At 70.1% G+C, this 22304-nt stretch carries 30 protein-coding genes; 8 read left to right on the top strand and 22 right to left on the bottom strand.

Annotation, left to right across the window (positions count from 1 at the left end; all coding sequences use genetic code 11):
- The first annotated feature begins 250 nt into the window (after positions 1-250).
- Positions 251-463, top strand: a complete 213-nt coding sequence (locus AC4IHM_RS11185) for a DUF4287 domain-containing protein (RefSeq protein ID WP_490866921.1) — start codon at positions 251-253, stop codon at positions 461-463.
- Positions 464-532: 69 nt separating this feature from the next.
- On the opposite strand, the gene AC4IHM_RS11180 is transcribed toward AC4IHM_RS11185, so the two are convergent.
- The 3 genes from AC4IHM_RS11180 to AC4IHM_RS11170 form a co-directional block, all read right to left on the bottom strand.
- Positions 533-787 (bottom strand): exodeoxyribonuclease VII small subunit, encoded by a 255-nt coding sequence (locus tag AC4IHM_RS11180; RefSeq protein ID WP_490866920.1) that lies wholly within the window; start codon positions 785-787, stop codon positions 533-535.
- A 9-nt stretch (positions 788-796) separates the two neighbouring features.
- Entirely contained in the window at positions 797-2005 is a 1209-nt protein-coding gene (gene xseA / locus AC4IHM_RS11175; RefSeq protein WP_490866919.1) for an exodeoxyribonuclease VII large subunit, read from the bottom strand.
- A gap of 105 nt (positions 2006-2110) precedes the next feature.
- Entirely contained in the window at positions 2111-3484 is a 1374-nt protein-coding gene (locus AC4IHM_RS11170) for an APC family permease (RefSeq protein ID WP_490866918.1), read from the bottom strand.
- A 104-nt stretch (positions 3485-3588) separates the two neighbouring features.
- Here AC4IHM_RS11170 and AC4IHM_RS11165 point away from each other — a divergent pair, with 104 nt between their 5' ends.
- Together AC4IHM_RS11165 and ppgK are read left to right on the top strand one after the other, a co-directional pair.
- Positions 3589-4605 carry a 4-hydroxy-3-methylbut-2-enyl diphosphate reductase gene (locus tag AC4IHM_RS11165; protein ID WP_490866917.1) on the top strand — a complete coding sequence of 339 codons (1017 nt, stop codon included), beginning with the start codon at positions 3589-3591 and terminating at the stop codon, positions 4603-4605.
- A gap of 140 nt (positions 4606-4745) precedes the next feature.
- Positions 4746-5510, top strand: coding sequence for a polyphosphate--glucose phosphotransferase (gene ppgK / locus AC4IHM_RS11160; RefSeq protein ID WP_490866916.1), 765 nt, complete (start codon positions 4746-4748; stop codon positions 5508-5510).
- Positions 5511-5549: 39 nt separating this feature from the next.
- On the opposite strand, the gene AC4IHM_RS11155 is transcribed toward ppgK, so the two are convergent.
- Positions 5550-6155, bottom strand: a complete 606-nt coding sequence (locus AC4IHM_RS11155) for a DUF6542 domain-containing protein (RefSeq protein ID WP_490866915.1) — start codon at positions 6153-6155, stop codon at positions 5550-5552.
- A gap of 170 nt (positions 6156-6325) precedes the next feature.
- Between AC4IHM_RS11155 and ychF the strand changes: the two genes are divergently transcribed.
- Both ychF and AC4IHM_RS11145 read left to right on the top strand, forming a co-directional pair.
- On the top strand, positions 6326-7414 hold the full coding sequence (ychF, locus tag AC4IHM_RS11150) for a redox-regulated ATPase YchF (RefSeq protein ID WP_490866914.1): 1089 nt from the start codon (positions 6326-6328) through the stop codon (positions 7412-7414).
- Positions 7415-7754: 340 nt separating this feature from the next.
- On the top strand, positions 7755-9014 hold the full coding sequence (locus tag AC4IHM_RS11145) for a hypothetical protein (RefSeq protein ID WP_490866913.1): 1260 nt from the start codon (positions 7755-7757) through the stop codon (positions 9012-9014).
- Here AC4IHM_RS11145 and AC4IHM_RS11140 read toward each other — a convergent pair.
- The 15 genes from AC4IHM_RS11140 to AC4IHM_RS11070 form a co-directional block, all read right to left on the bottom strand.
- Positions 9011-9328, bottom strand: coding sequence for a DUF6087 family protein (locus AC4IHM_RS11140; protein WP_490866912.1), 318 nt, complete (start codon positions 9326-9328; stop codon positions 9011-9013). The two genes, AC4IHM_RS11145 and AC4IHM_RS11140, sit on opposite strands and share 4 nt — an antisense overlap.
- 30 nt (positions 9329-9358) lie before the next feature.
- Complete coding sequence (locus AC4IHM_RS11135) at positions 9359-9745, bottom strand: glutamate ligase domain-containing protein (protein ID WP_490866911.1); 387 nt, start codon at positions 9743-9745, stop codon at positions 9359-9361.
- Positions 9742-10266, bottom strand: a complete 525-nt coding sequence (locus AC4IHM_RS11130; RefSeq protein ID WP_490866910.1) for a cysteine peptidase family C39 domain-containing protein — start codon at positions 10264-10266, stop codon at positions 9742-9744. The genes AC4IHM_RS11135 and AC4IHM_RS11130 overlap by 4 nt, the downstream gene beginning before the upstream one ends.
- A 37-nt stretch (positions 10267-10303) precedes the next feature.
- Positions 10304-11395, bottom strand: coding sequence for a D-alanine--D-alanine ligase family protein (locus AC4IHM_RS11125; protein WP_490866909.1), 1092 nt, complete (start codon positions 11393-11395; stop codon positions 10304-10306).
- Positions 11392-12189: a diaminopimelate epimerase gene (dapF, locus tag AC4IHM_RS11120; RefSeq protein WP_490866908.1), complete on the bottom strand. Its 798-nt coding sequence runs from the start codon at positions 12187-12189 to the stop codon at positions 11392-11394. The genes AC4IHM_RS11125 and dapF overlap by 4 nt, the downstream gene beginning before the upstream one ends.
- Before the next feature lie 59 nt (positions 12190-12248).
- Complete coding sequence (locus AC4IHM_RS11115) at positions 12249-12392, bottom strand: hypothetical protein (RefSeq protein WP_490866907.1); 144 nt, start codon at positions 12390-12392, stop codon at positions 12249-12251.
- A 184-nt stretch (positions 12393-12576) separates the two neighbouring features.
- Complete coding sequence (locus AC4IHM_RS11110) at positions 12577-13038, bottom strand: NUDIX domain-containing protein (RefSeq protein WP_490866906.1); 462 nt, start codon at positions 13036-13038, stop codon at positions 12577-12579.
- 74 nt (positions 13039-13112) lie between these two features.
- Positions 13113-13463, bottom strand: a complete 351-nt coding sequence (locus tag AC4IHM_RS11105) for a hypothetical protein (RefSeq protein WP_490866905.1) — start codon at positions 13461-13463, stop codon at positions 13113-13115.
- A 125-nt stretch (positions 13464-13588) separates the two neighbouring features.
- Positions 13589-14431 carry a helix-turn-helix domain-containing protein gene (locus tag AC4IHM_RS11100; RefSeq protein ID WP_490866904.1) on the bottom strand — a complete coding sequence of 281 codons (843 nt, stop codon included), beginning with the start codon at positions 14429-14431 and terminating at the stop codon, positions 13589-13591.
- 26 nt (positions 14432-14457) lie between these two features.
- Positions 14458-14967 (bottom strand): DUF6879 family protein, encoded by a 510-nt coding sequence (locus AC4IHM_RS11095; protein ID WP_490866903.1) that lies wholly within the window; start codon positions 14965-14967, stop codon positions 14458-14460.
- Positions 14945-15208, bottom strand: a complete 264-nt coding sequence (locus AC4IHM_RS11090; protein ID WP_490866902.1) for a hypothetical protein — start codon at positions 15206-15208, stop codon at positions 14945-14947. The genes AC4IHM_RS11095 and AC4IHM_RS11090 overlap by 23 nt, the downstream gene beginning before the upstream one ends.
- Before the next feature lie 116 nt (positions 15209-15324).
- Positions 15325-15645, bottom strand: a complete 321-nt coding sequence (locus AC4IHM_RS11085; RefSeq protein WP_490866901.1) for a hypothetical protein — start codon at positions 15643-15645, stop codon at positions 15325-15327.
- Between the two features lie 37 nt (positions 15646-15682).
- Entirely contained in the window at positions 15683-16063 is a 381-nt protein-coding gene (locus tag AC4IHM_RS11080) for a hypothetical protein (protein WP_490866900.1), read from the bottom strand.
- A complete protein-coding gene (locus AC4IHM_RS11075) occupies positions 16060-16407 on the bottom strand; it encodes a hypothetical protein (protein ID WP_490866899.1) in 348 nt (115 codons plus the stop codon). The genes AC4IHM_RS11080 and AC4IHM_RS11075 overlap by 4 nt, the downstream gene beginning before the upstream one ends.
- Positions 16404-17003, bottom strand: a complete 600-nt coding sequence (locus AC4IHM_RS11070) for a hypothetical protein (protein WP_490866898.1) — start codon at positions 17001-17003, stop codon at positions 16404-16406. Before AC4IHM_RS11070 ends, AC4IHM_RS11075 begins: the two co-directional genes overlap by 4 nt.
- Before the next feature lie 102 nt (positions 17004-17105).
- On the opposite strand from AC4IHM_RS11070, the gene AC4IHM_RS11065 reads away from it, so the two are divergent.
- Both AC4IHM_RS11065 and AC4IHM_RS11060 read left to right on the top strand, forming a co-directional pair.
- Positions 17106-17630, top strand: coding sequence for a hypothetical protein (locus tag AC4IHM_RS11065; RefSeq protein ID WP_490866897.1), 525 nt, complete (start codon positions 17106-17108; stop codon positions 17628-17630).
- A complete protein-coding gene (locus tag AC4IHM_RS11060) occupies positions 17627-18031 on the top strand; it encodes a coenzyme F420-0:L-glutamate ligase (RefSeq protein ID WP_490866896.1) in 405 nt (134 codons plus the stop codon). The genes AC4IHM_RS11065 and AC4IHM_RS11060 overlap by 4 nt, the downstream gene beginning before the upstream one ends.
- 113 nt (positions 18032-18144) lie before the next feature.
- On the opposite strand, the gene AC4IHM_RS11055 is transcribed toward AC4IHM_RS11060, so the two are convergent.
- Positions 18145-18723, bottom strand: a complete 579-nt coding sequence (locus tag AC4IHM_RS11055) for a TetR/AcrR family transcriptional regulator (RefSeq protein WP_490866895.1) — start codon at positions 18721-18723, stop codon at positions 18145-18147.
- An 83-nt stretch (positions 18724-18806) separates the two neighbouring features.
- On the opposite strand from AC4IHM_RS11055, the gene AC4IHM_RS11050 reads away from it, so the two are divergent.
- Positions 18807-19688, top strand: a complete 882-nt coding sequence (locus AC4IHM_RS11050; RefSeq protein ID WP_490866894.1) for an SDR family oxidoreductase — start codon at positions 18807-18809, stop codon at positions 19686-19688.
- Between the two features lie 22 nt (positions 19689-19710).
- Here the strand turns inward: AC4IHM_RS11050 and AC4IHM_RS11045 are convergent, their stop codons facing one another.
- Together AC4IHM_RS11045 and AC4IHM_RS11040 are read right to left on the bottom strand one after the other, a co-directional pair.
- The gene (locus AC4IHM_RS11045; RefSeq protein WP_490866893.1) at positions 19711-20925 is read right to left on the bottom strand and encodes a glycosyltransferase family 4 protein; all 1215 of its coding nucleotides are present in this window, start codon (positions 20923-20925) and stop codon (positions 19711-19713) included.
- Positions 20922-22304, bottom strand: a complete 1383-nt coding sequence (locus AC4IHM_RS11040; protein WP_490866892.1) for an MATE family efflux transporter — start codon at positions 22302-22304, stop codon at positions 20922-20924. The genes AC4IHM_RS11045 and AC4IHM_RS11040 overlap by 4 nt, the downstream gene beginning before the upstream one ends.

The raw sequence follows: 22304 nt of genomic DNA, 5'->3' as shown, positions 1-22304 counted from the left end.
CGGGATGCGTCGGCTCCGCGTCGGTCGGGCGGGGGCCGTTGACGCGGACGACACTACGCCGAAGAAGTCCAAGATTTAACCAAATGGGGAGTGCGGTGATCCGCTTCACATGCTGTGTCCGGCTCACCACTCTCCCGGCGGAGTGACACGGGTCACGTCGACCGGGCGACGACTTCTCCGGATCCCGGGGGTCGTACAGGCGGTACGCCGACAGACCTCGACAGACCTCGACAGATGGGACCGCATCGACATGACCGCCACCGTGAAGGGCCCCGCCTCCTACTTCCCGTCGATCGAGAAGAAGTACGGGCGACCGATCGCGCAGTGGAAGGAGCTGATCCGCTCCTCGCCGCTCACCGGGCACATGGAACTCGTCTCCTGGCTCAAGACCGAGCACGGCCTGGGCCACGGGCACGCCAACGCGCTCGTCGCGCACACCCTCGCCGAGGACACCGCCGGATAGCCGGACGCCACGGACACGCCGGGACCCCGGGCCAGCCAAGGTCCTACGGGTCCCGGCCCTGTCCTCGTCCTACAGGTCCCCGGCCCCGTCCTCCTCCGCGCCGGCCTCCTCGGCCAGCGCCGCGTCCAGGCGGGCCCGAGCGCCGTCCAGCCGGCGGCGGCAGACCTTCGCCAGCTCCTCGCCCCGCTCCCACAGGGCGAGGGACTCCTCCAGCGTCGTACCGCCGGCCTCCAGCCGCCGGACGACCTCGATCAGCTCGTCCCGCGCCTGCTCGTACCCGAGCGCCTCGGACATGGCCGTCGGCTGCTCCACCTCGCTGGTCATCCACCCACCCTATGTGTCGACTCGTACGGAGAAATCGCCCTCGCTCACCCGTGCCCGCAGCATCTCGCCCGGTTCCACCTCGGCCGGGTCGCGGACGGCGTGGCCGTCGGCCCGCTGGAGCACCGCGTACCCCCGTTTGAGGGTCGCGGCGGGGGAGAGGGCCACCACGCGCGCGTGCGTGTGCGTCAGCTCGGAGTCGGCCCGGTCGAGGTGGTGCCGCAGCGAACGGCGCCCCCGCTCGAGCAGGGCCGTCACCTGCTCGGCCCGCTCGTCGATCATCCGGTGCGGGTCCTGTATCGACGGCCGGGCCAGCGCGTGGGCCAGCCCTCGCTCCTCGCGGTCGACGAACGCCGCCACGCACCGCCGGGCGCGGTCCCGCAGCAGCCGTACCCGCTCGTACTCCTCGCCGACGTCCGGGACGACCTTCTTCGCGGCGTCCGTCGGCGTGGAGGCGCGCAGGTCGGCGACGTGGTCGAGCAGCGGATTGTCCGGCTCGTGCCCGATCGCCGAGACGACCGGCGTACGGCACTGGGCGACCGCCCGCACCAGCTGCTCGTCGGAGAACGGCAGCAGATCCTCCACGCTGCCGCCGCCCCGCGCGACGACGATCACATCGACGTCGTCCATCGCGTCCAGCTCCTTCACCGCCTGCACCACCCGCGACACGGCGTGCACGCCCTGCACGGGCACATTGCGCACCTCGAAGCGGACGGCGGGCCAGCGGTGCCTGGCGTTCTCGAGCACGTCCCGCTCGGCCGCCGAGGCCCGCCCGCACACCAGGCCGACCAACTGCGGCAGGAACGGCAGCGGCTTCTTGCGCTCGGGCGCGAACAGCCCCTCGCGCGTGAGCGTCTTCTTCAACTGCTCCAGCCGCGCCAGCAGCTCCCCGACGCCCACCGGCCTGATCTCGGCGGCCCGCAGCGACAGCTGCCCACGCGGGGCGTACCACTCCGGCTTGGCGTGGACGACCACCCGGGCACCCTCGCCGACCACGTCCGCCACCGCCTCGAAGACCTGCCGGTAGCAGGTCACGCCCACCGAGATGTCGTACGACGGGTCGCGCAGCGTCAGGAACACCACGCCGGCGCCCGGCCGCCGCGACAACTGCGTGATCTGCCCCTCGACCCAGACCCCGCCGAGCCGGTCGATCCAGCCCCCGATCAGCCGGGACACCTCGCCCACCGGGAGGGGCGCTTCGGGAGTCGAGTCAACAGCCATGCGCCCGAGCGTAACGGCCGGGTACGACAACCCGACCCGGCGTGCCGCGCCCACAGGACCGCAGCCCCTCGCCCCGCCGCACGCTTCAGGCCCCCGCCCGCGGTCTCACGCCCCCGCCGGGCGCCTTCGGCCCGCCTGCGCCGCGAGTACCGCCAGCCCCACCGCCAGCCAGATCGCCCCGACCACCTGCGCGGTCCCCGCGGCCTCCACGATCACCGCGACGGTGATCGCCGCGCCCAGCACCGGCACCAGCACATGCCGCCACCAGCTCACCGGGCCCCCACCACGCCGGACGGCGAACCAGCCGACCACGCTCGCGTGGAGCAGCGTGAACGCGGTGAGCGCGCCGACATCGACCACCGAGACCAACTGGTCGAGACCGTCGTCCCGCCGTGCCGCCCACACCGCCGCCGCCATCGTGATCACGGCCGAGACCAGCAGCGCCACCCGCGGCACCCCGGAATCCGTCCGGGACAGCGCCGCGGGGAGCCGCCGGTCGCGGCCCATCGCGAACAGCAGCCGCCCGGCCGCCGCCTGCCCGGCCAGCGCCGCGAACGCCGCGCCGATCGCCTTGCTCACCGCCACCAGGTCGTGCAGCCACGTCCCCACGGACGTGTCCACCGCGTCGTAGAACGCCGACCCCTGCCGCTCCGGCTCCGCAGCGAGCCGGGCCGAGGACACCGGATCGAGCAGCGCCACCAGATACGTCTGCGCCACGAACAGCACACCGGCGAGCACCAGGCAGAACAGCAGCGCCCGCGCGATCTTCGCCGACCCGCCGGTCACCTCCTCCGCGAACGTCGCGATGGCGTCGAAGCCCAGGTACGACAGCACCGCCACCGACACCGCGCCCACCACGGCCGACAGCGCGAACGCCCCCTGCGTGCCGTCACCGGACAGCGGGGACAGCCAGTCGCGCGCGGCACCGTCGCGCGCCAGGACCACGATCGCCGCCACCACGAACACCAGCAGGACCACGATCTCCATCGCGAGCACCAGGAAGCCCACCCGGGCCGCCGCGCGCACGCCCCACAGGTTCAGCAGGGTCGTCACGACCACCGCGATCGCCGTCCACACCCACCGCGACACCTCCGGGACCAGCGCCTCCATGGCGATGCCGGAGAAGAGGTACGCCACCGCCGGGATGAGGACGTAGTCGAGCATCGCCATCCAGCCGGCGACGAAACCGGCCCCGTTGCCGAGCCCCGCGCGCGCGTACGCGAACACCGACCCCGCCTGGGGGACCACCCGCACCATCTGCGCGTAGCTGAACGCGGTGAACGCCATCGCGATCGTGGCGATGACATAGACGAGCGCCACCGCGCCGTGCGACTTGGCGTCCAGTGTGCCGAACACGCCGACCGGTGCCATGGGCGCGATGAACAGGAGCCCGTAGACGACCAGGTCCCTGAAGCCCAGACTGCGCCTCAGCCGGTGCTCCCCACCGGCCCCCGGGGCCGTCGTACCGGTCTCGGACATCCTGCCTCCGCCAGCGCATCGGACCGCGTCTCGTAATGTCCCCGTCAGTCTCCCCGGCAACGGCGGACACACGCGATCTTTGACCCGCCGAACGCGGCCTTACGATGGGTGCCATGACTGCTTCGTCTGGCCGCCGTGTCCTGCTCGCCGCCCCCCGTGGCTACTGCGCGGGCGTGGACCGCGCGGTGATCGCCGTCGAGAAGGCCCTGGAGCAGTACGGGGCCCCCGTGTACGTCCGCCACGAGATCGTCCACAACAAGTACGTCGTCCAGACCCTTGAGAAGAAGGGCGCCGTCTTCGTCGAGCGGACGGACGAGGTCCCGCCGGGGAACATCGTGATGTTCTCCGCGCACGGTGTCGCCCCCGTCGTCCACGAGGAGGCCGAGCGCGGCCGGCTCGCCACCATCGACGCGACCTGCCCGCTCGTCACCAAGGTGCACAAGGAAGCGGTCCGCTTCGCCAACGACGACTACGACATCCTCCTGATCGGCCACGAGGGCCACGAGGAGGTCATCGGCACCTCCGGCGAGGCCCCCGACCACATCCAGCTCGTCGACGGCCCCGAGGACGTGGCCAAGGTGGAGGTCCGTGACCCGTCGAAGGTGGTGTGGCTGTCGCAGACCACCCTCTCCGTCGACGAGACCATGGAGACCGTCGACGCGCTCAAGGACAAGTTCCCGCAGCTGATCTCCCCGCCGAGCGACGACATCTGCTACGCCACGCAGAACCGCCAGCTCGCGGTCAAGCAGATGGGCGCCGAGGCGGAGCTGGTGATCGTCGTCGGCTCGCGCAACTCCTCCAACTCCAAGCGGCTGGTCGAGGTCGCCAAGCAGGCCGGCGCGCGCGAGGCGTACCTCGTGGACTTCGCCGACGAGATCGACGCGGCGTGGCTGGAGGGCGTCACCACGGTCGGCGTCACCTCCGGCGCCTCCGTTCCGGAAGTCCTGGTCGAAGAGGTCCTGGAGTGGCTGACGCGGCGGGGCTACGAGGACGTGGAGATCGTCAAGGCCGCCGAGGAGTCGATCACCTTCTCACTGCCCAAGGAGCTGCGCCGCGACCTGCGCGAGGAGGCGACGTCCCTGGCGGCGGAGCGGGGCGGTTCGGGGGCGGCCGGGGCGTGAGCGTCCGGGCGTGGGTGCCCGGGGCGCGCGTGTCCGGGGCGTGAGTGTCCGGGGCGTGAGTGTCCGGGCCACCGCCCGCCCGTGTGAGCGCCGGTCGTCCGCCGTGTCGTTCGTCGTGACGGCCGTCGTAACGTATGGCCATGCAGATCTTCGGTGTGGACATCGGCGGATCCGGGATCAAGGGCGCCCCGGTGGACCTGGACAGGGGTGACTTGGCCCAGGAGCGCTGCAAGGTGCTGACCCCGCGCCCGGCGAGCCCCGACGGCGTGGCCGACGGCGTGAAGCAGGTGGTCGAGCACTTCGGCTGGACCGGGCCGGTCGGGCTCACCTTCCCCGGCGTGGTGACGGGCGGTGCCACGGTCCGCACGGCGGCCAACGTCGACAAGAGCTGGGTCGACACGGACGCGCGTGCGCTGTTCAGCGAGCGGCTGGGCGGCCTGGACGTGACGGTGGTCAACGACGCGGACGCGGCGGGCGTCGCCGAGATGCACTTCGGCGCCGGTCGCGGCCGGCAGGGCACGGTCATCCTGCTCACCTTCGGCACCGGCATCGGCAGCGCCCTCTTCACCGACGGACACCTCGTCCCCAACAGCGAGCTGGGCCACCTGGAGCTGGACGGCCACGACGCGGAGAAGCGGGCGTCCAGCAAGGTCAAGGAGGACCACGACATGTCGTGGGAGCACTGGGCCCATCGTGTGCGCAAGTACCTCGCCCACGTGGAGATGCTGTTCTCGCCCGAGTTGTTCATCATCGGCGGCGGGGTCAGCCGCAAGGCGCACAAGTTCCTGCACTACCTCGACGACATCCAGGCGGAGATCGTCCCCGCGCAACTCCTGAACAACGCGGGGATCGTGGGCGCGGCGATGCGGGCGGCGGAGAGCGGGGCCCGGCCCTCCGGGGGCTGAGCGTCCCGTACGGCGGGCGGGGCCGGGCCGGCCCGCCCGTCACACCTGCGGTCGGTTCCGGACGGTGGCCCGGCGGCGGACCATGCGGATGCGCCGGGCGAGCGCGGTCGCCCCCGCGACCAGGGTCCCGCCGTACAGCCACCCGGCCTCCGTGGCGAGGGCGGTCACGACCCCCATCAGCCGTCCGGCCAGACCCTCGCCGCTCTCGGCGACGGTCGGCAGACCCACGGCGAAGGCGATCGGCACGACGATGGGGGCGGTCAGCAGGTCCCCCTTGCGCACCCAGAACGCGGTCAGCAGGGACACCGGCAGGAACAGCACGCCGTACACCGTCAGGGACGCGTCGAACAGCAGTTGGTCGAGGAAGCCGAGGACGAGCATCACGGCCATGCAGAACAGACCGCTGCCGAGCCCGGTGAGCCGCGGATTGGGCAGCTCGCGCAGGGTACGCACCACCCGCGCCACCGGCGAACCGGCCGACGGCGACGGCCGCGCCGCGACCGGCCGCCGGTCCCCGCCCACCACCGCACGCTGCCCCACGGGGCGCCCGACCGCGGCGCCGCCCGCGCCCCGGCCCTGCGGGGGTAGCGGCGCCCGGATGCGTCGCGGTCCGTACTGCGAAGGTCGCGTCCTGTGTTGCTCCACTGGACCAACTTAGGTCGGTTTATGTGCCGAATAGCCCGACAGACACGCCGTGGGGGAGAGCTTGGCCAAGCGTTCGACACCGCGCGGGGCCGGTACCGGACACCCCGTAGACTGGTGGATCGGCCCTGCCTGGCCCACCCTCCGCATCCTCACGTACGGGAAGTCGCAACGTGTCGCTCACGATCGGAATCGTCGGTCTGCCGAATGTCGGCAAGTCGACCCTGTTCAACGCCCTGACCAAGAACGACGTGCTCGCGGCCAACTACCCGTTCGCCACGATCGAGCCCAACGTCGGCGTCGTGGGCGTCCCGGATCCGCGCCTGACGAAACTGGCCGAGATCTTCTCCTCGGAGAGGATCCTCCCGGCGACGGTCGACTTCGTCGACATCGCGGGCATCGTGCGCGGCGCCAGCGAGGGCGAGGGCCTGGGCAACAAGTTCCTCGCCAACATCCGCGAGTCCGACGCGATCTGCCAGGTCATCCGCGCCTTCAAGGACGAGAACGTCGTCCATGTCGACGGCAAGGTCTCGCCCAAGGACGACATCGAGACGATCAACACCGAGCTGATCCTGGCCGACCTGCAGACCGTCGAGAAGGTCCTCCCGCGCCTCCAGAAGGAGTCCCGGATCAAGAAGGACGTGGCTCCCAAGGCCAAGGCGGTCGAGGAGGCCAAGGAGATCCTGGAGAAGGGCGACACGCTCTTCGCGCACGGCATCGTCCAGGGCACCGAGCGCAATGAGCTGCTCCACGACCTCCACCTCCTCACCACGAAGCCCTTCCTCTACGTCTTCAATGTCGACGAGGACGAGCTGACCGACGAGGACTTCAAGAACGAGCAGCGCGCGCTGGTCGCCCCGGCCGAGGCGATCTTCCTCAACGCCAAGCTGGAGGCCGATCTCGCGGAGCTGGAGGAGGACGAGGCCCTGGAACTCCTCCAGTCCGTCGGCCAGGAGGAACCCGGCCTCGCCACCCTCGCCCACGTCGGCTTCCGCACCCTCGGCCTGCAGACCTACCTGACGGCCGGCCCCAAGGAGTCCCGCGCCTGGACCATCAAGAAGGGCGCCACCGCCCCCGAGGCCGCCGGTGTCATCCACACGGACTTCCAGAAGGGCTTCATCAAGGCCGAGGTCATCTCCTTCGACGACCTGGTCGCCACGGGCTCGGTCCCCGAGGCCCGAGCCAAGGGCAAGGCCCGCATGGAGGGCAAGGACTATGTGATGCAGGACGGGGATGTGGTGGAGTTCCGGTTCAACGTGTAGTGGGTGACATGGCGCCACGTCACTGATCTGGCAAATGCGCAGGTCAGAAGGGGTCCACTCCTCCGGGGGTGGGCCCCTAGGTTTTTACCGTACTGGATCGGTGCTGGATGCCGAACGGTCGCGTTTGGAACCTTCCGCAGGGGGCTCTCCGGCTGACATCCCATCGGAACGCTTGAGCGCAACCGCCGCTAGGTGTATGCCCCACCGACCTTCGGGACGACAGCCCATCCCGCCTGGTACGGCCAGGGTGGGAAGGCGGCATACCCGCTGGATCGAACACTCGTTCGCATATTCTACTCGTGGGAATCAAACGTTCCGCATGACGTGGGGGAGCGGCTCTGTGCCCGAAATGATCAATGACTATGAAGAGATTTCGAGCAGCCTTCTCGGCCGCATGCTCGCCATTCCTGCCAAGGGGCAACCCCAGCGGAAAACGGCCATCGGCTCGTACCTCGGAGTGGCCGTTGCCCTGGCGGCGGGGACCGGTTTCAGCATCCTCGACGTAAGCCAGAACGGCCCCTCGACGCACAAAGGCGCAGCTATCTCGGCCGACGATGTGAAGCTCCGGGGGGACGCGTACAGCGAAACTCCCCAAAGCGGCTTCGAGTCCACCTACTTCGACGGGGCCGGTGGCATAGCCGGAGTCCCGTTGACCGAGGAACAGCGCTCGGCGTTGATCAAGGAAGCCGAGCGGCGAGGCATGAGCGAAGGCGATGCCTATGCCCTTGCCTACGGAGATGGCTCGGAGACGACCAAGACGAAGGACGGAAGGACCATCGTCGACACGAAGCGCGTCGCTCTCGCCGATGGCCCTGTTTACAAGCGGCTGGCCCCGAGTGAGCAGGCACAGGACGCCCCTGTATTTCAGAGCGGACGAGCCGCCACGCCGAACCTTTTCGCCCAACTGAGCCCCGGCAAAAGGGATTCCAAGCCCGCGACCCAGCCCCGCCGATCACCGGAAAATCAGAAGCCGAAGCCTCCGCCGGGTCGGAAAACCGAGGCGAAAGGCGGCGACAAGAAGACGCCCTACTACCAGCAGGGCAGGGTGGATCTTGACGGTAACGCCACACCGCATGCGTTCAGCGATGATCTACACGCGGTGCTGCCCGATCCGATCGACAACGTGATCACGGCTCTGACGCCGTTCAGCGCCTGGATCGGCGACCTCTCGGCGCCAGGCACGACCCCCGACATCTCCGTGCAGCCCCATCCGGACGGCGGGGTCACCATGACCGCAGTCGCCCAGGTGAGCGATGACATCACCGTCACGACCCACGTGGTTGCCCCGCCGCCCGACGACGAGCGCGCTCCCGACCCGACCGTGACCGTCACGGTGACGGACTCGCAGACGGGCGAGGTGCTGTCGAAGTCCGAGCCACAGGCCGCGGAAAGCATCGACGACGTTCCGCGCGTCGCAATCGGCGAGGTGGTGGACGCCGTGATCTCGGCCTCCGACGTGACGCACGAGGACGAGGACGCCGACTTGGCAGATGCGGTCCAGGAAAGTGGTGAAGACGCCCTCTACGCGCTCCCGGTGGAGGCGGGCCACGAGACGCCCCAGGCGCCCGCCTCCGGGGAGCCGGAGCGCTCTGACGGTTAGCGCCCGTTAGGAGCTGGTCCTTGGGGCTTGCGGTGCCTGCCAGCGCCGGCACGTAGTGGGTTGGGCGTCGGCGCTGGCATTGGGGTGGGCGGCTCCTGGGCAGCCGGGTACAAGATGCACTTCGCCTCCGCCAGGTTGGCCGCGAAGCCGTGCGGCTCCCAGAGATGGCCATTCCATCGTTGGATCACACGAGGCGCGTCGGGAGTCAGGTGGCTGCCCTGCGGGCCGTCTTCAGACACGAGCGGTATCGCGCGAAGCTGCCCGATCTTCGCGTCACGGCGCTCTGCCCACTCCGAGAGCGGCTCATCGTCCATCGAGTCCTCCCGCCCCTCTGGGCCGCCTGCTCAGAAGCCGGTGACCGGTTGGCCGGTGAGGCGCTGGGCGATCTGCCACAGCATGCCGCCGCGTGACGCCTTCATGAGCACTTTGTCGCCGGGCTGGAGGATCTTTTCGAGGAACTCCGCGGCGGTCTTGTTGTCGGCGACCATGGCGAGGTGTTCGACCCCGTGCGCCCCGGCGTAGAGAACCATCTGCTTCACCATGTCGCCGCCCACGCCGATCACGATGTCGATCCCCAGTTCGCCAGTCATCTTGCCGACATTGCGGTGCGCCTCCACCGCCTCGTCGCCCAGCTCCAGCATCTCGCCCAGGACTGCGATCGTCCGGCCGCCCTCCGGCTTGACCGCCGTGTCAGTCACGTCGGTGGCGGCGGGGCCGTCTGCCTCGGTCATGAGGGGTCTCCGTGAATCAGGGGCGCGAAGGTGATCGCGCGGCCGGTGTAAGAGTGGGCCAGACGGCTGAGCGGGACGTGCCCATGAGTCTGACCCCACCTCGACGGGTCTCGGAAGTGGATCGTCGGGTCTGGGCCGTCTTCGTATCCGCGAAGGATGACGAGGTGGCCACCCGAGCGCCCGTCGCCGGGGAACTGCTCTGTCACGGACACGATGAGCGGCGCATCGTCCAGCCTTGCGGGCAGATTCTCGACGGGCAGGGGCTCGGCGGTCGACGGAACTCCTAGTTCGGTGGCCAGGCGGGCGATTCCCGCGTGGAGTGCTCCACGCGGCGTCAGGATCTCGCCCTTGACCGCGAGTTTGAGGAGTTCCGTGACCGTGGGCGCCTCCTGCCCGTAGGCGAGGAGGATCATCCGCAGCGACGCCAGGCCGCACGCCCGGTTGGACCATTCGGTCCGGTCCCCGAGGGCCCAGCCCCCGTGTTGATCCCATTCGGCGGGGTCGATGAGCTGTCGGCACATGGGGACATCGTGGACGCGCGGCACAGCGGGCTGGCTCCTACGGTGAGACGGCAGCCTCCCGAGTCGACATGGTGCTGGAGAACGCGGGAGTGGGCAGGGGGACATCGTACGGCCGGCGGGCGAGCGCCTCGTGGAGCATCGCCAGGACGACATCCGTGTGCGTGAAGCCGAGCGTGGCGGCGCCCACCGCGAAGTTCGAGTCTCGCGACATGCCGGGGGCGGGGTTGACCTCCAGCGCGTACGGCCGGCCCTCCGGGGTGAGCATGAAGTCGATGCGAGCCGAGCCGCGCAGTTCGAGTCCGTCCCACAGGGTCTTGACCTGCTGGGTGACCTCACCCAGAACCTCGGGAGACAGGTCCGCGACCCGTACGGCGACAGCGCCTCGGGAGTCAACGTCGAGCTTGGCGTCGGCGTCATAGAACTCGGCGTCGGTGGCCTCTGTCGCCAGCGGAGGGAAGATAGCGACGGAGCCGCCAGGCAGCTCCAGTAGCCCCACGGTCAGGGGCGTGCCCGTCACGTACTCCTCGACGAGCACGGCATCGCCCGTCTTGCCCGCCGCATCAGTCAGTGCGCGACCGAATTCGGCCTGCTCGCGCACGAGGCTCATGCCGACGCTGGAGCCCCCCAAGGGCGGCTTCACCATCACGGGACGCCCGCTCCAAGTGGCCGGCCCGCCGGACCACACCGACCAGCCGGGGGTGGGCACCCCCAGGCTGAGCATCACCCTCTTGCAGAGGATCTTGTCGGCGGCCACCGCCGACGCCGAGACCCCGCTCCCGCAGTACGGCACGCGGAGGTAGTCGAGGACTCCCTGCAAGCGTCCGTCCTCCCCGTACGGGCCGTGCAGATTGGAGAGGGCCACGTCGTACGAGGCCAGCTCCTCGATGAAGCTCGACTCGCAGGGGTTGAGCACGGTCCAGCGGGCGCCGATCTCGTCCAGGGCCTCGGACAGGGCGGTCACGGAGCGCTGGTCGACGGGGCACTGCGAGTGGTAGAGCTGGTCCTCGTCGGACACCGGGCCGTAGATGAGGGCGACGTTGAGTCCCTGCCGGTCGCGTCCCCAGGCGCGGATGTCGTGGATGACCTTCTGCGTCGTCGGGTCCGTGGCGGGATTGAGGAAGTTGGTCATGCGAGCACCCCTTCGAAGGTGTGGGTAACGGGGCCGCCGACCCATTGGGTTCGGCGCGGTCGGTCTTCGTGAGGCCGGACCGTGAGCGGCTCTCCGGCGCGGTTGTGAACGGTGACGGGGCGCGGGGAGACCAGGCCGCGCATGGTCGCGATGACGACGGCCGCCACGGCTCCGCTGCCGCACGACAGCGTTTCCGCCCCGACCCCGCGTTCGTAGGTGCGGATCTTGAGGGCCTGGTTGCCGGCCGACTGGACGAAGTTGACGTTCGTGCCGAGCGGGGCAAGGTCGGCGTGGTGGCGGACGAGGCGGCCGACGAGTTCGGCGTCGATCGCATCCACGTCGTCTACGACGGCGACGACGTGTTCCGTGCCGGTGTGCGCACTGTCGAACCACGTCGGCTTGTTGTTGATCATCGTGTTGAGGCGGCGTGGGTGGATGGCGCCGACCTCGGTCGTGACCCACACCCCGTCGTCGCTCACGACCGCCCGGTGCCCCACTCCGGCCATGTGGAGGGTCATCTCCGTGAAGCCGTGGTCGCGGTGCGCAGCCCAAGCGGTGCATCGCAAGGCGTTGCCGCACATGGTGGCGACGGAGCCGTCTGCGTTGAAACAGGCGACTTCGAGGACGGCAGGATCGCTGGCGATCAACCTGTTGATGACCAGTCCGTCAGCGCCGACTCCGGTCCTTCTCGCGCAGAGCCGCTCAGCCTCCTTGGCCCAGTCCTTCTCGGGGCCGAGGCCGACGGCGGGGAAGACGAAGTCGTTCCCCGCGCCGTGGATCTTGCGAAAGCGCATGGCGAAACTCCTCGTGTGAGGTGGGGTAGCTCAGATGGAAGGGTCGAGACGTGAGGCAGTCAGCGGTACTCGGCCTGGCGGTAGATGGTGAGCGCCCTGTCCATGACCAGCGGGGGATGGCCGGAGAAGATCAGGACCCGCCGCCCTGCTATGCCGGTGGAGCGCATGTCTTGCACCATCAGGTACGAGTCGTCGAGGTACACGAAGTCTCCAACTCGGACATCACTCGGCTGCCGGGTTGCGGGGACGGTCCCGATGGGCGGTGGAGGTATGGAGGGCGTAGTCGCCTGCTTGCGCTCGTACATCAGCCCCTCCAGATGCCGAGGGCAATGGCGCCGCCCAGTGCCAGGACGCAGGCCACGTAGCGGATTTGGTGTGTCAACTGGCTCACGAGGCGCCGACCGAGGGGGCACGAAGCCGATTGCGGACAGGCCGAATGCCGATGTCGTTCGGAGGCACCCATGCGGCTGCGCCCGTCTCGATCGCCGAAGGAAACACGGCGCCCGAGTGGGCGCGGAACAGGTACCGGAAGCCGACCCGAAGCCGGGGCCCGTACCGATGCTGGCCCGGCCGGGTCACGTCGATCAGGAATGGGCCCTCGGCGCCCGGAACGGTCCACACGTCCCGTATGCCGACCTCTTCGGTGAGCAGCCGGAGAGCCGCGCCGCTGAGGGTCTCGTCCTGTTCCTCGGGCTCCGCCTCGGCGCGTGCGAACCCGCCGCGGTGCCGCAGGCTGAGGACGTGCCCACTCTCGTTCACCACGAGGGCGCCCGTGGTTATGACCGGGCAGCGTTCCGCGTGCGTGCAGACGCGATGCGAGGTGTGATCGCGAGCCGCGTACAGCGGCATCAGTGTCATCTCCTCGGCGGGGTGCTCGTTGAGGTAGCGTGACAACTCTCCGACGACGTGGCCCACTTCGACGGTCACGGCGCACTCACCCCCTCCTGCTCGGCGCAGATCCAGAGCAGGCGTCGTGCGACCAGGGCGGTGTCACGGAGGTAGATGAAGACGCCGAAGGCCGGCGTTTCGTTGGTGGGGCGCGTTCCGTGCTCGATCAGCGTGCGTCCCTGTCGGCACAGCCGCTGTACGTCCCGGTCTTCGGCCTGCCCGAGGTCCAGATTCAGGAGGCTGCTCAGGTGTCGCACGAGGAGCGGCAGGGACGCATCCATGTCCTCGCGGGTGGTGGTGCCCATCTTCATCGCGAGGACGAGTTCGGTCCGTGCCGAAATTCCCTCTACATCGATGGTGGGATCAACCGCCGTGCAGTCGGCCACCCGAGGAGACTTGCCGATACTTGCCAACGCCATCACGTCCCTCCCTGGCACGTTTTGGAACCGTGCGCATAACGGTAGGGAGGGGGGTGAGAATAACTCCAGGAGTGTGCCGGAACTTGCCAGACTCAGTCGAGTGAATTGATGGCCTTGGTGATGATGTCGCGCGCAGCATGGCCGTGGACGGCAAGGTTAGCCAGGTCGGTAAAGGTCTCGACGTACATGGCCACCTCGTGCTTTTGCACGACGCTTAGGTGAGCGGAGACCAGCTCGACCTTCACGGTGTGGTCGTCAAAGAGGAAGAACCCTTCGACGGGCATGAACGGCCGTTCGACATCTCGGGGGATGATCCCAATGCTCACCGTGGGCAGAGCCATCACTGTGAGCAGGTAGCCGAGCTGTCCGGCCAGGACTGCCGGCCCGCCGACGCGGTGATAGAGGGCGTCCTCTTCCAGGAGGATAGAGAACTGGTGATTGCCGTAGACGATCTTCTGCTTTTCGATACGGACTTCGACCGCCGAGTCAATGTCATCGGCGAGGCCGCGGCGGTCACGAATCGAAGTCAGCAGCGCCTTGATGTACGAGGCGGTTTGCACCGGCCCAGGAATCAGCCAAGGCGAATAGAAGCGGAACCGCTGAGTGCGCTCCCAGAGCGGCAGGACGGACCGCTGAGCCCAGGTCAGACCGTCGCGCTCCATGTCGTGCCACTCGACGTACATGCCCTCGATGCCCTGGGCCGTCGACACCAGATCCTCGGCCTGGTCGTCCGCTCCACACCCTCGGCACCAATCACGAAGATCGCGCTCCGAGGGCGCACGCGTGCCGCTCTCGAAGCGCGAAGCCTTCGACTCATGCCACCCGATGTTCTGCGCCAGGGCACGTTTCGTAAGCCCGGCCGCTTTCCGGATCTCACCCAAGCGGCGCCCGAGCGCTTTACGTGCTTCCTGGACGCTCGAAGACGCCGGTTCCATTTCTCGGTGACAGTCCGGTATGTGTTTCAGTGTGCGAACTCTGCGTGAGGCGTGGCCTTCTTCCAGACAGCTTCGAAAGCAGACTCGCAGAGCTTTGCGACTTCCGGGTCCTCGGTGAGTTCCGGGTCGGTGGGTTCGCCTTCTCCGTCGAAATGATTGACGTAGACGAGGCTGGAGTCGAACAACCAGAAGTCGTTGCCCGGAAGTGCGATTCCGGTGGCGCTCCGCCGCGAGAGCCAGCGCACATCCTCACCTGCTGCGATATTCAAACCGTCCGTCACGTCGTACTCGAAACGGATATATTCGCTTACGGGAGTCGAAACGACGCGCGCTCGACGGATCTCGACGCCGCGCGCCACGGCGTCGCTGACGATTTCGTGCCAGGCACCCCACCGCTGAGCGGGGTCGATAGGCACGCCGGCCTTCCAGTCGACGAAAGCCGAGTCCGTCTTGGAGTAGGCGTCTCGCGTCTCCAGGTGGACAGCGCTCCTCCGGCAGTCGCGGAACAGCTCCCTAAACGTCGGGGCCGCTGCCATCCTTCTCCACCTCCGGGTCGGTGTCCGCGCCCTTCCTGTCCTGCTCAAGGAAGTACTGAACCATGTAGCGCGGGATCTCGACGACCCCCTCGTGGGCGGGGATGCTCATCTGCCTGAGCCGCTCCTTGTCCTCGACGTTGAAGCCCTGGACCAGGTAGCGGTCCGTCTCCTCGTCCAGGTACACGGTCGGGCTGTTGCCGTCCGGGCTGTTCGGGTCCTTACCGAGCATACGCAGCGCCATGATGCCCTCCTGATGAGGTCGGTGTCGCCCTGCGTGCCCGATCCTGCCCGAAGCGTTGATGCTGCGTCGAGAAACTTGCCAGGACTTGCCAGAGCACTCCAAGCGGAGTCGGGTTCTCAACGGACCTCGGTGGCCAGTGACTCGAAGCGTCCCAGGAGGAAGCGGACCATGGCGGCGAGCACGTCTGCTTGTCGGCTCGACTGCACTGTCAGGGCGTTGACCTGTGCTCTCAGCTCGTCGTCGCTGACCTCGACCAGGGCCGAGAAGGCGGCGTTCGACGCGTTGTCGGCGGAGAGAAGCAGAGTGCTCTCCATGAGATCCTCGACGAGGAGGGCCCGGTTCGCCCTGGCGTCCGCCTGAGCATTCTCCGCCTCGTTGTACGGGCGGGACAGGACCGTCCCGTCCTCCTGCCGCTCGTAGTACGTCCTGGTCGTCACGTCCCAATACTCGATCGCGTCTTCGGCATTGCCTCGCTCAAGCGGCACCCTCCAACTCGTCGTAGCCGTCCACGTACTCGGTCCCGTTCAGGTGCGCGGCGATCTTGCCGATGCCGCGTTCGCAGCGGTAGAGCACGGCCCGCCCGGTGACTCCTTGGAGCGCACCCGACTCCTCGTCCGCGAGGTCAGCCCCGAAGCGCAGGATGAGGGCCTGGCGCTCGCCGAGGGACAGGGGCGCCGTCACCCAGCCCCGCCGGATGTCGGCGAGGTGGGCGAACAGCGTCCCCGCGGCCTTCTTGTCGACCGTGCCCTTCGGCATATCGGCATCCGGCGCGGTGGGATTGCGAATGCCGTACGCCGCTTCCGCGTCCCACACCGCCGGTAGGAGATGCTCGACGAGGCGTCGGTCGTAGGTCACAGGCCGCTTCTCTCGGCCGCGTGCCGGGCGGCCTCGTAGGAGACATGGCCGGACCTGTGCTTCGCGTCGGTCAGCCAGCGGTCGCGAAGCCGCTGGGAAAGCCGGCGGTGCAACATGCCGGCACCCGCTTCGGCGAGGACGCGTCGCACGTCTCCGGACCGCTCGGCGGCCACGATGACCGCCTCCCGGAAGGCGTCGTCGTACTCCAGCGTGAGTCCGTAGTCGCGGGCGAAGGCGCGGGCTACGGCCTGGGCGACGCTCTCGACGTGCGGCTCGGCGAGGACGGACCAGTCGACCACCACGAGGGCTTCGCTTGGTTCGAGGTCGGCGAGTTGCAGGTTCATCGGACCACCTCCTTGACGGGGGTATGGCCGTCCTTCGTCACGGCGACCATCAGGCCCGGCGCCCCGGTGGCGCCCTTGTCGTGCCGCCACCCCGTCGACTCGCTCTCCGTGGCCGGAGGCTGGGGGAAGGTACGCGGGCCGTCCGTGTCCACGTACTCGTGGTGGAGGTGGCCGGCCAGGAGAAGGTCTGCCTGGTGCATGGCGGACTGCTTGTTGAAAGCCTGGCCTTTCCACCACTCGAAGTGCTTGCCGGGCCGCCACTGGTGGCCGTGGGCATGGGCGACGACGCTGTCCGAGCAGTCGACGACGACCGTCAGTTCGTCGGTGTCCGGCACGAAGCACTCGACGTGCCCGTACAGGTCGGGGTTCAGATCCAGTGCGTCGCGGACGGAGATCAGCGACTCGGTGTCGTGGGAATCGTCGTACCGCGTCACGCCCTTGCCCAAGAAGCGCACCGCTTCGCCATGGTTGCCGTGCAGCATCACTCCGCGGGTAAGACGGATCTGCTCGGTCAGGGTGAGCTGGGTTCGCCACGCGTTCGCCCCGCCCTGCGACTGGAATCCCTCGACGTGATCCCCGAGCCAGCCGAGGTGCACATGTCCGATGGGGGGGGAAGCGCCTGCGGTAGACCTCAAGCAGGTCGGCCGCGTGGTTCAGGCACTCGATCGTGCGCTGAAGGGAGGGAACCGTCGGAATGCGTGGACGGCTACGGCATCGACGCATTCCTCCTGCTCACCGCCACTGCCATCGGGCCCCTCTCCTCCGTACGGATCGACAGCCCCAAGCAGCACGCCGGCTCCTTCCCCCACCTCCCGGCCATCTGCCACCAAGCCGTCCCCGTCCTGCTGCACCTGACCGCGCCGCGGACGCCACCGCCCGTACCGCCGGGCGGTGAAGCGACCGTGTACCGCCTTTACCACCGCGTGGTCGAGCCCGCCCGCCTCCAGACCATGCTCACCACGCTGGAGAGCCTTGGCCAACACCCAGACGGATACGGTGAACACCCGTGGCCGCAGCCCGCCGTAGACGCCCGGCACGGCATCCGCTCCGGGGTTCCGGTGGTCGAAGCGGCCCGCCGACTGTGGCCGCACTACCTCCGCCGCGTGGCCGACTGGGTCACCAGCGGGCAGGACGCCGTGCCCCGGCAGCGGGCCGAGTCACTCGCCACTGCTCACGTCCGCATGCACACCGCCGTCCTGACCGCCGCAGGAGCCCGCCGATGACTGCCGTCCCGACTTCCGGCTTCTACGCCTTCGCCCTGGAGCCCTTTCCTGAACTGCAGCCGGGCGACGATCTCGCCGGCACCATCACCGGCGTCCTCAGCCGCACCGGCACCGGACTGCGTGACGGGGACATCGTCGTCGCCAGCAAGGCCGTGTCCGTGACGGAGAAGCGATACGTCGACCTGGCCGATGTCATCCCCGGCCCCGAGGCACTCGCCCTGTCAGCCAGGACGGGCAAGCCCGCCGAGATCGTGCAACTGATCCTCGACTCCTCCACCGAGCACTTCCTGGCCACGGAGAAGGGCCCGATCATCGCCCGCCACACGCTCGGCCACCAGCTCACCTCCGCCGGGATCGACCGGGCCGGCACCGAGAGCGCCTGGCTGCTGCCCGAGGATTGACGCTTCCGCCTGCTCCCTGCGCGACACCCTGAGCACCCACTCCGGCGCCGCCGTCGCCGTGGTCATCGCCGACTCCGACGGACGTGCTGGCCGCCCGGCCCCGATGCCCCCGGTCAGCCCAGTGACGCGCTTGCCGCCCGTAGTTCGGCCAGGGCTGCCAGGGCGTACCCGGCCAGTCCGTCATCGGTGTCGCGGGGGCCCTCGGACCACTGGGCGTATGCCCGTTTGAAGGCGAGGATGCCCAGTTCGCCCGCGAGGGCCGCGGTCGGTTCGGGGATGCCGCGGGCGACCAGGGCCGATGTCATCGCGGCGGCGAGGCTGACGCTCTTGAGGGCGTCGCGCTCCTGGAGTTCGGTGCTGGCGGCGACGGCCGCCTTCAGGCGGGGGGCGAGTTCGCGGTTCATGGGGCCCATCGCGCTCGATGCGCGCTCCAGGCCGGCCGCGACCGCCGCGAGTGGGCCGGCGTCGTCCGGTGCCTCGGCGATTCCCTCGACCAGCAGCCGGCTCAGCGTCTCCTGTCCGGCCACCAGCAGCTCGCGCTTGTCGGGGAAGTGCCGGAAGAAGGTGCTCTTGGTGACCCCGGCGCGTTCGGCGATCTGCGCGACCGTCGTGGCGTCGTACCCCTGCTCGGTGAACAGGTCGACGGCTGCCACGACAAGGCGTTCGCGTGCGCCTGGTTCCCATCGAGCCATACGAACATCCTATGTGATGGGACTCTTGTCCCATCACCTGTACAGTGACGGGACAAGAGTCCCATCACTTGCGGGAGAGCACCATGCGCGTCTTCGTCACCGGCGGCACCGGTCTGATCGGTTCCGCCGTCGTCGCCGAACTGCTCGGCAACGGCCACACCGTCCTCGCACTCGCCCGCTCCGACGCTTCCGCGCTCGCCGCCGAGGCGGCCGGTGCCGAGCCGCTCCGTGGCGGACTCGCCGACCTGGACGCCATTCGCGCCGGTGCCGACCGGGCCGACGGCGTGATCCACCTGGCCTTCGGCAACGACTTCAGCAGCCCCGAGGCCCTCGCGAAGGGGGTCGCCGAGGAGAGCGCGGCCGTCGAAGCCCTCGGCGAGCGACTCGGCGGCACCGACCGCCCCTTCGTCGTCGTCTCGGGCACGCCCCGGGCAGCGGGCCGCGCCGCCACCGAGGCCGACCCGCTGCCGACCGACGGGCCGGTCGGTGGTCGGAGCCGCACGGTCACGGCGGTCCTGGGCCTGGCCTCACAAGGAGTCCGGAGCACGGCCGTACGCCTGCCGCGCACCGTTCACAACCAGGGCACGGGCGGGTTCGCCGGAATGCTGACCGGCATCGCACGCCAGAGCGGCGTGTCCGGCTACCCGGGCGACGGCACCCAGCGCTGGCCGGCCGTGCACGCGCTCGACGCGGCCGTCCTCTTCCGGCTCGCCCTGGAGCAGGCGCCGGCCGGCAGCTCCTGGCACGCGGTGGCCGACGAGGGGGACGCGGTGCGCGACATCGCCGCGGTCATCGGCCGACGGCTGGGCCTGCCGGTCGAGTCGGTGCCGTCGGAGACCTACGGTGCTCTCGGCCCGGTCTTCGCGACCGACCAGCCCGCGTCCAGCGCCCACACCCGGCAGGCGCTCGGCTGGGAGCCTAAGCACCCCGGCCTTCTGGAGGACCTGGAGAACATCCGGCCCTGACCGGCCCGGGACACCCCGGCGGTCACTCGGACATACCCGTCGGTGCCCCGGCCCGGCTCCCCGTCGCCCGCCGGGCCGCCTCCCGGACCCGGGCCGTCGCGTGCTCGGGCAGGTAGCGGGCGGCGTGCAGGCGGCTCGCGGCGTCGGCCATCGCGTTGCTGCGGGCCCGGTCGGTGAGCAGGTCGGCGCAGTGGCGGGCCAGGCCCTCGGCGGTGTCGGCGACGGCCAGGTGCTCCCCGGGGACGACATCGAGGCCCTCGGCGCCGACCGTGGTGCTGACCACCGGCACGCCGTGCGCGAACGCTTCGAGGATCTTGACGCGGGTGCCGCTGCCCACCCGCAGCGGCACCACCACCAGGTCGGCGGCGCGCAGACAGGGCGCCATGCTCGGGACCGTGCCGGTGACCTCGACACGCGGGCCGGCCAGCGCGGCGACATCCGGGGTGGAGCGGCCCGCAAGTACCACCCGCGCCTCCGGCACCCGCGCGTGGACGAGCGGCAGGATCTCACCGGTCAGCCAGGCGGCGGCGTCCGCGTTGGGCGCCCAGTCGAAGGAGCCCTGGAACAGGACGGTGGGGCCCCCGCCGGTGCGCGGCGGCCTCGGCGGGCGGGCCGGATACGTGTTCGGCACCACCGCGGTCGGCCCCGGTGACAGCCGGGCGGCGTCCGCGGCGCAGGCGACCACGGCCACGTCCGCCTCCCGCGCCACCCGCCGGTGGACCCGCCGCCACCAGCGGGCCGAACGACGCGCCTGCACCCGCTGCCACGGCGTCAGCGGCACACCCCACACCCCCCGGCCGAGCCGCCCCCAGCGGCGGATCAGCACGTCCTCGAAGTCGTCCACGTCGACGACCGTGCGCCCGGTGAACCGGCCGCGCAGCGGCAGCCAGGCGCGTTCCCGGTTGAACCACACCAGGTCGTAGCGGGTGCCCGTGGCCCAGCCCGGCAGGACGGGAGCGAGCGCGCGCCGCTGGTGAGCGGCGTAGGCGGCGGACGGCCCACGCGCGGTGATCTCCAGGAAGGCGCGCGTGCCCGCGTAAGGCGCTGCGGGCGCGACCCCGGCGCGGGCGAAGCGCGCGGTCTCCTCCGGCGGCGGCTCCGTGCCCTGCGGGGCGAGGAACAGCGCGTCCACCGGCCCCAGTTCGGCGAGCGCCCCGGTGACCAGGTCCATCCGCCGCCCCGCGCCCCCGGCGGGACGCCGCGGCAGGATGTCGCTGACGAACAGTGACCGGATCACCGCGCGGCCCTCCCGTCCGGGGCCGTCGGCACGCCGCCCTCCGCGCCGGGACCGCGGCGCGGCGCGGTCACCGCCCGCCGGGTGGCCAGCAGTGTGCAGCCCAGCCCCACGGCCCAGCCGATCACCGTCGCCCACATGACGCCGTCCACCCCCCACGCGTGGCCCAGCCCGTACGACAGCGGCAGCCGGACCGCGCCCAGCGACATCACCGTGCAGATCAACGGCACGACGGCGCGGGCGATGCCGTTGAACCAGCCGTGCAGCACGACCGTCAGCGTGTAGCACAGGAAGAACGGCGCCGTGATGAGGATGTACCGCTCGGTCACCATCCGGGTCTCCGGACTGCCGGAGAACAGCGCGGCGATCGGCCCGCGCGCGACGAGCAGCAGCAGGGACACCACCGTGGTGAGCGCGACCCCCAGCCACACGGCGTGCCGGATCCCCTCGCGGACGCGCGCCGCCCGGCCGGCGCCGGTGTTCTGCGCGGTGAACACCATCAGCGCGCCCGACAGGTTGAGGAACAGCACGCTGGTCAGCAGCTCCAGCCGGGCGACGACGGTCAGCGCCGCCAGCGCCTCCTCACCGAACGGCGTGATGATCCACACCAGCACCAGCACACCGACGCCGATCAGCAGGTACTGCACGGCCATCGGGGCGCCGATCCGCAGCCCGCGCGCCACCTCGGCGCGCACCGAGGCTGCCGTGACCGACGCCGCCCCGGACCGCCGCGGCCGGCGCTGCTCGCGCACCAGCCCGGACAGACCGGCCACCGCGGTCAGCGCGTTGGAGACCAGTACCGCCAGTGCCGCGCCCCCGATCCCGAGCCGCCAGGGGCCGACGAACAGCCAGGCGAACACCGCGTTCAACGCGCTCGCGGCGATCATCAGACCGGTCGCCCGGCGGACATCGCCGCGGCCGGTCAGCACCGCGCACACCGCGCCGAGCGTGTAGACCGCGACCATGCCCGAGCACAGCGTCACGATGAACGTGCGGGCCTCGGCGGCGACCTCGCCGCCCACCCCCGTCAGCGCGAGCAGCGGCGCCGCGGCCGGCGCGGCCACCCCGGCGCAGACCGCCGACCACACCCCGGTGCAGACCCCGAGCGCCAGCAGCGCGCTCGGATCGTCGCGCCGCCCGGCCCCGGCGAGGTGCCCGAGCCGGACCGCGAACGCGCTGGAGACCCCGATGAACAGCGAGGTCAGGATCGCGTACAGGGGTTGTGCCGCGCCCATCGCGGCCAGCCCGGTGACCCCCACGTACCGGCCGACGACCGCGCTGTCGACCAGCAGATAGCCCTGCTGGAGCAGGTTGGCCAGGGCCAGCGGGGCGGCGAGGCCGACGAGGCCGGCCAGCACCGGACCCCGCGTCAGGTCCGGCAC

This window comes from Streptomyces sp. SL06, assembly GCF_058244745.1.
The sequence above is the reverse complement of the archived record's forward strand: the minus strand, read 5'-3'. Positions and strand labels throughout refer to the sequence as shown.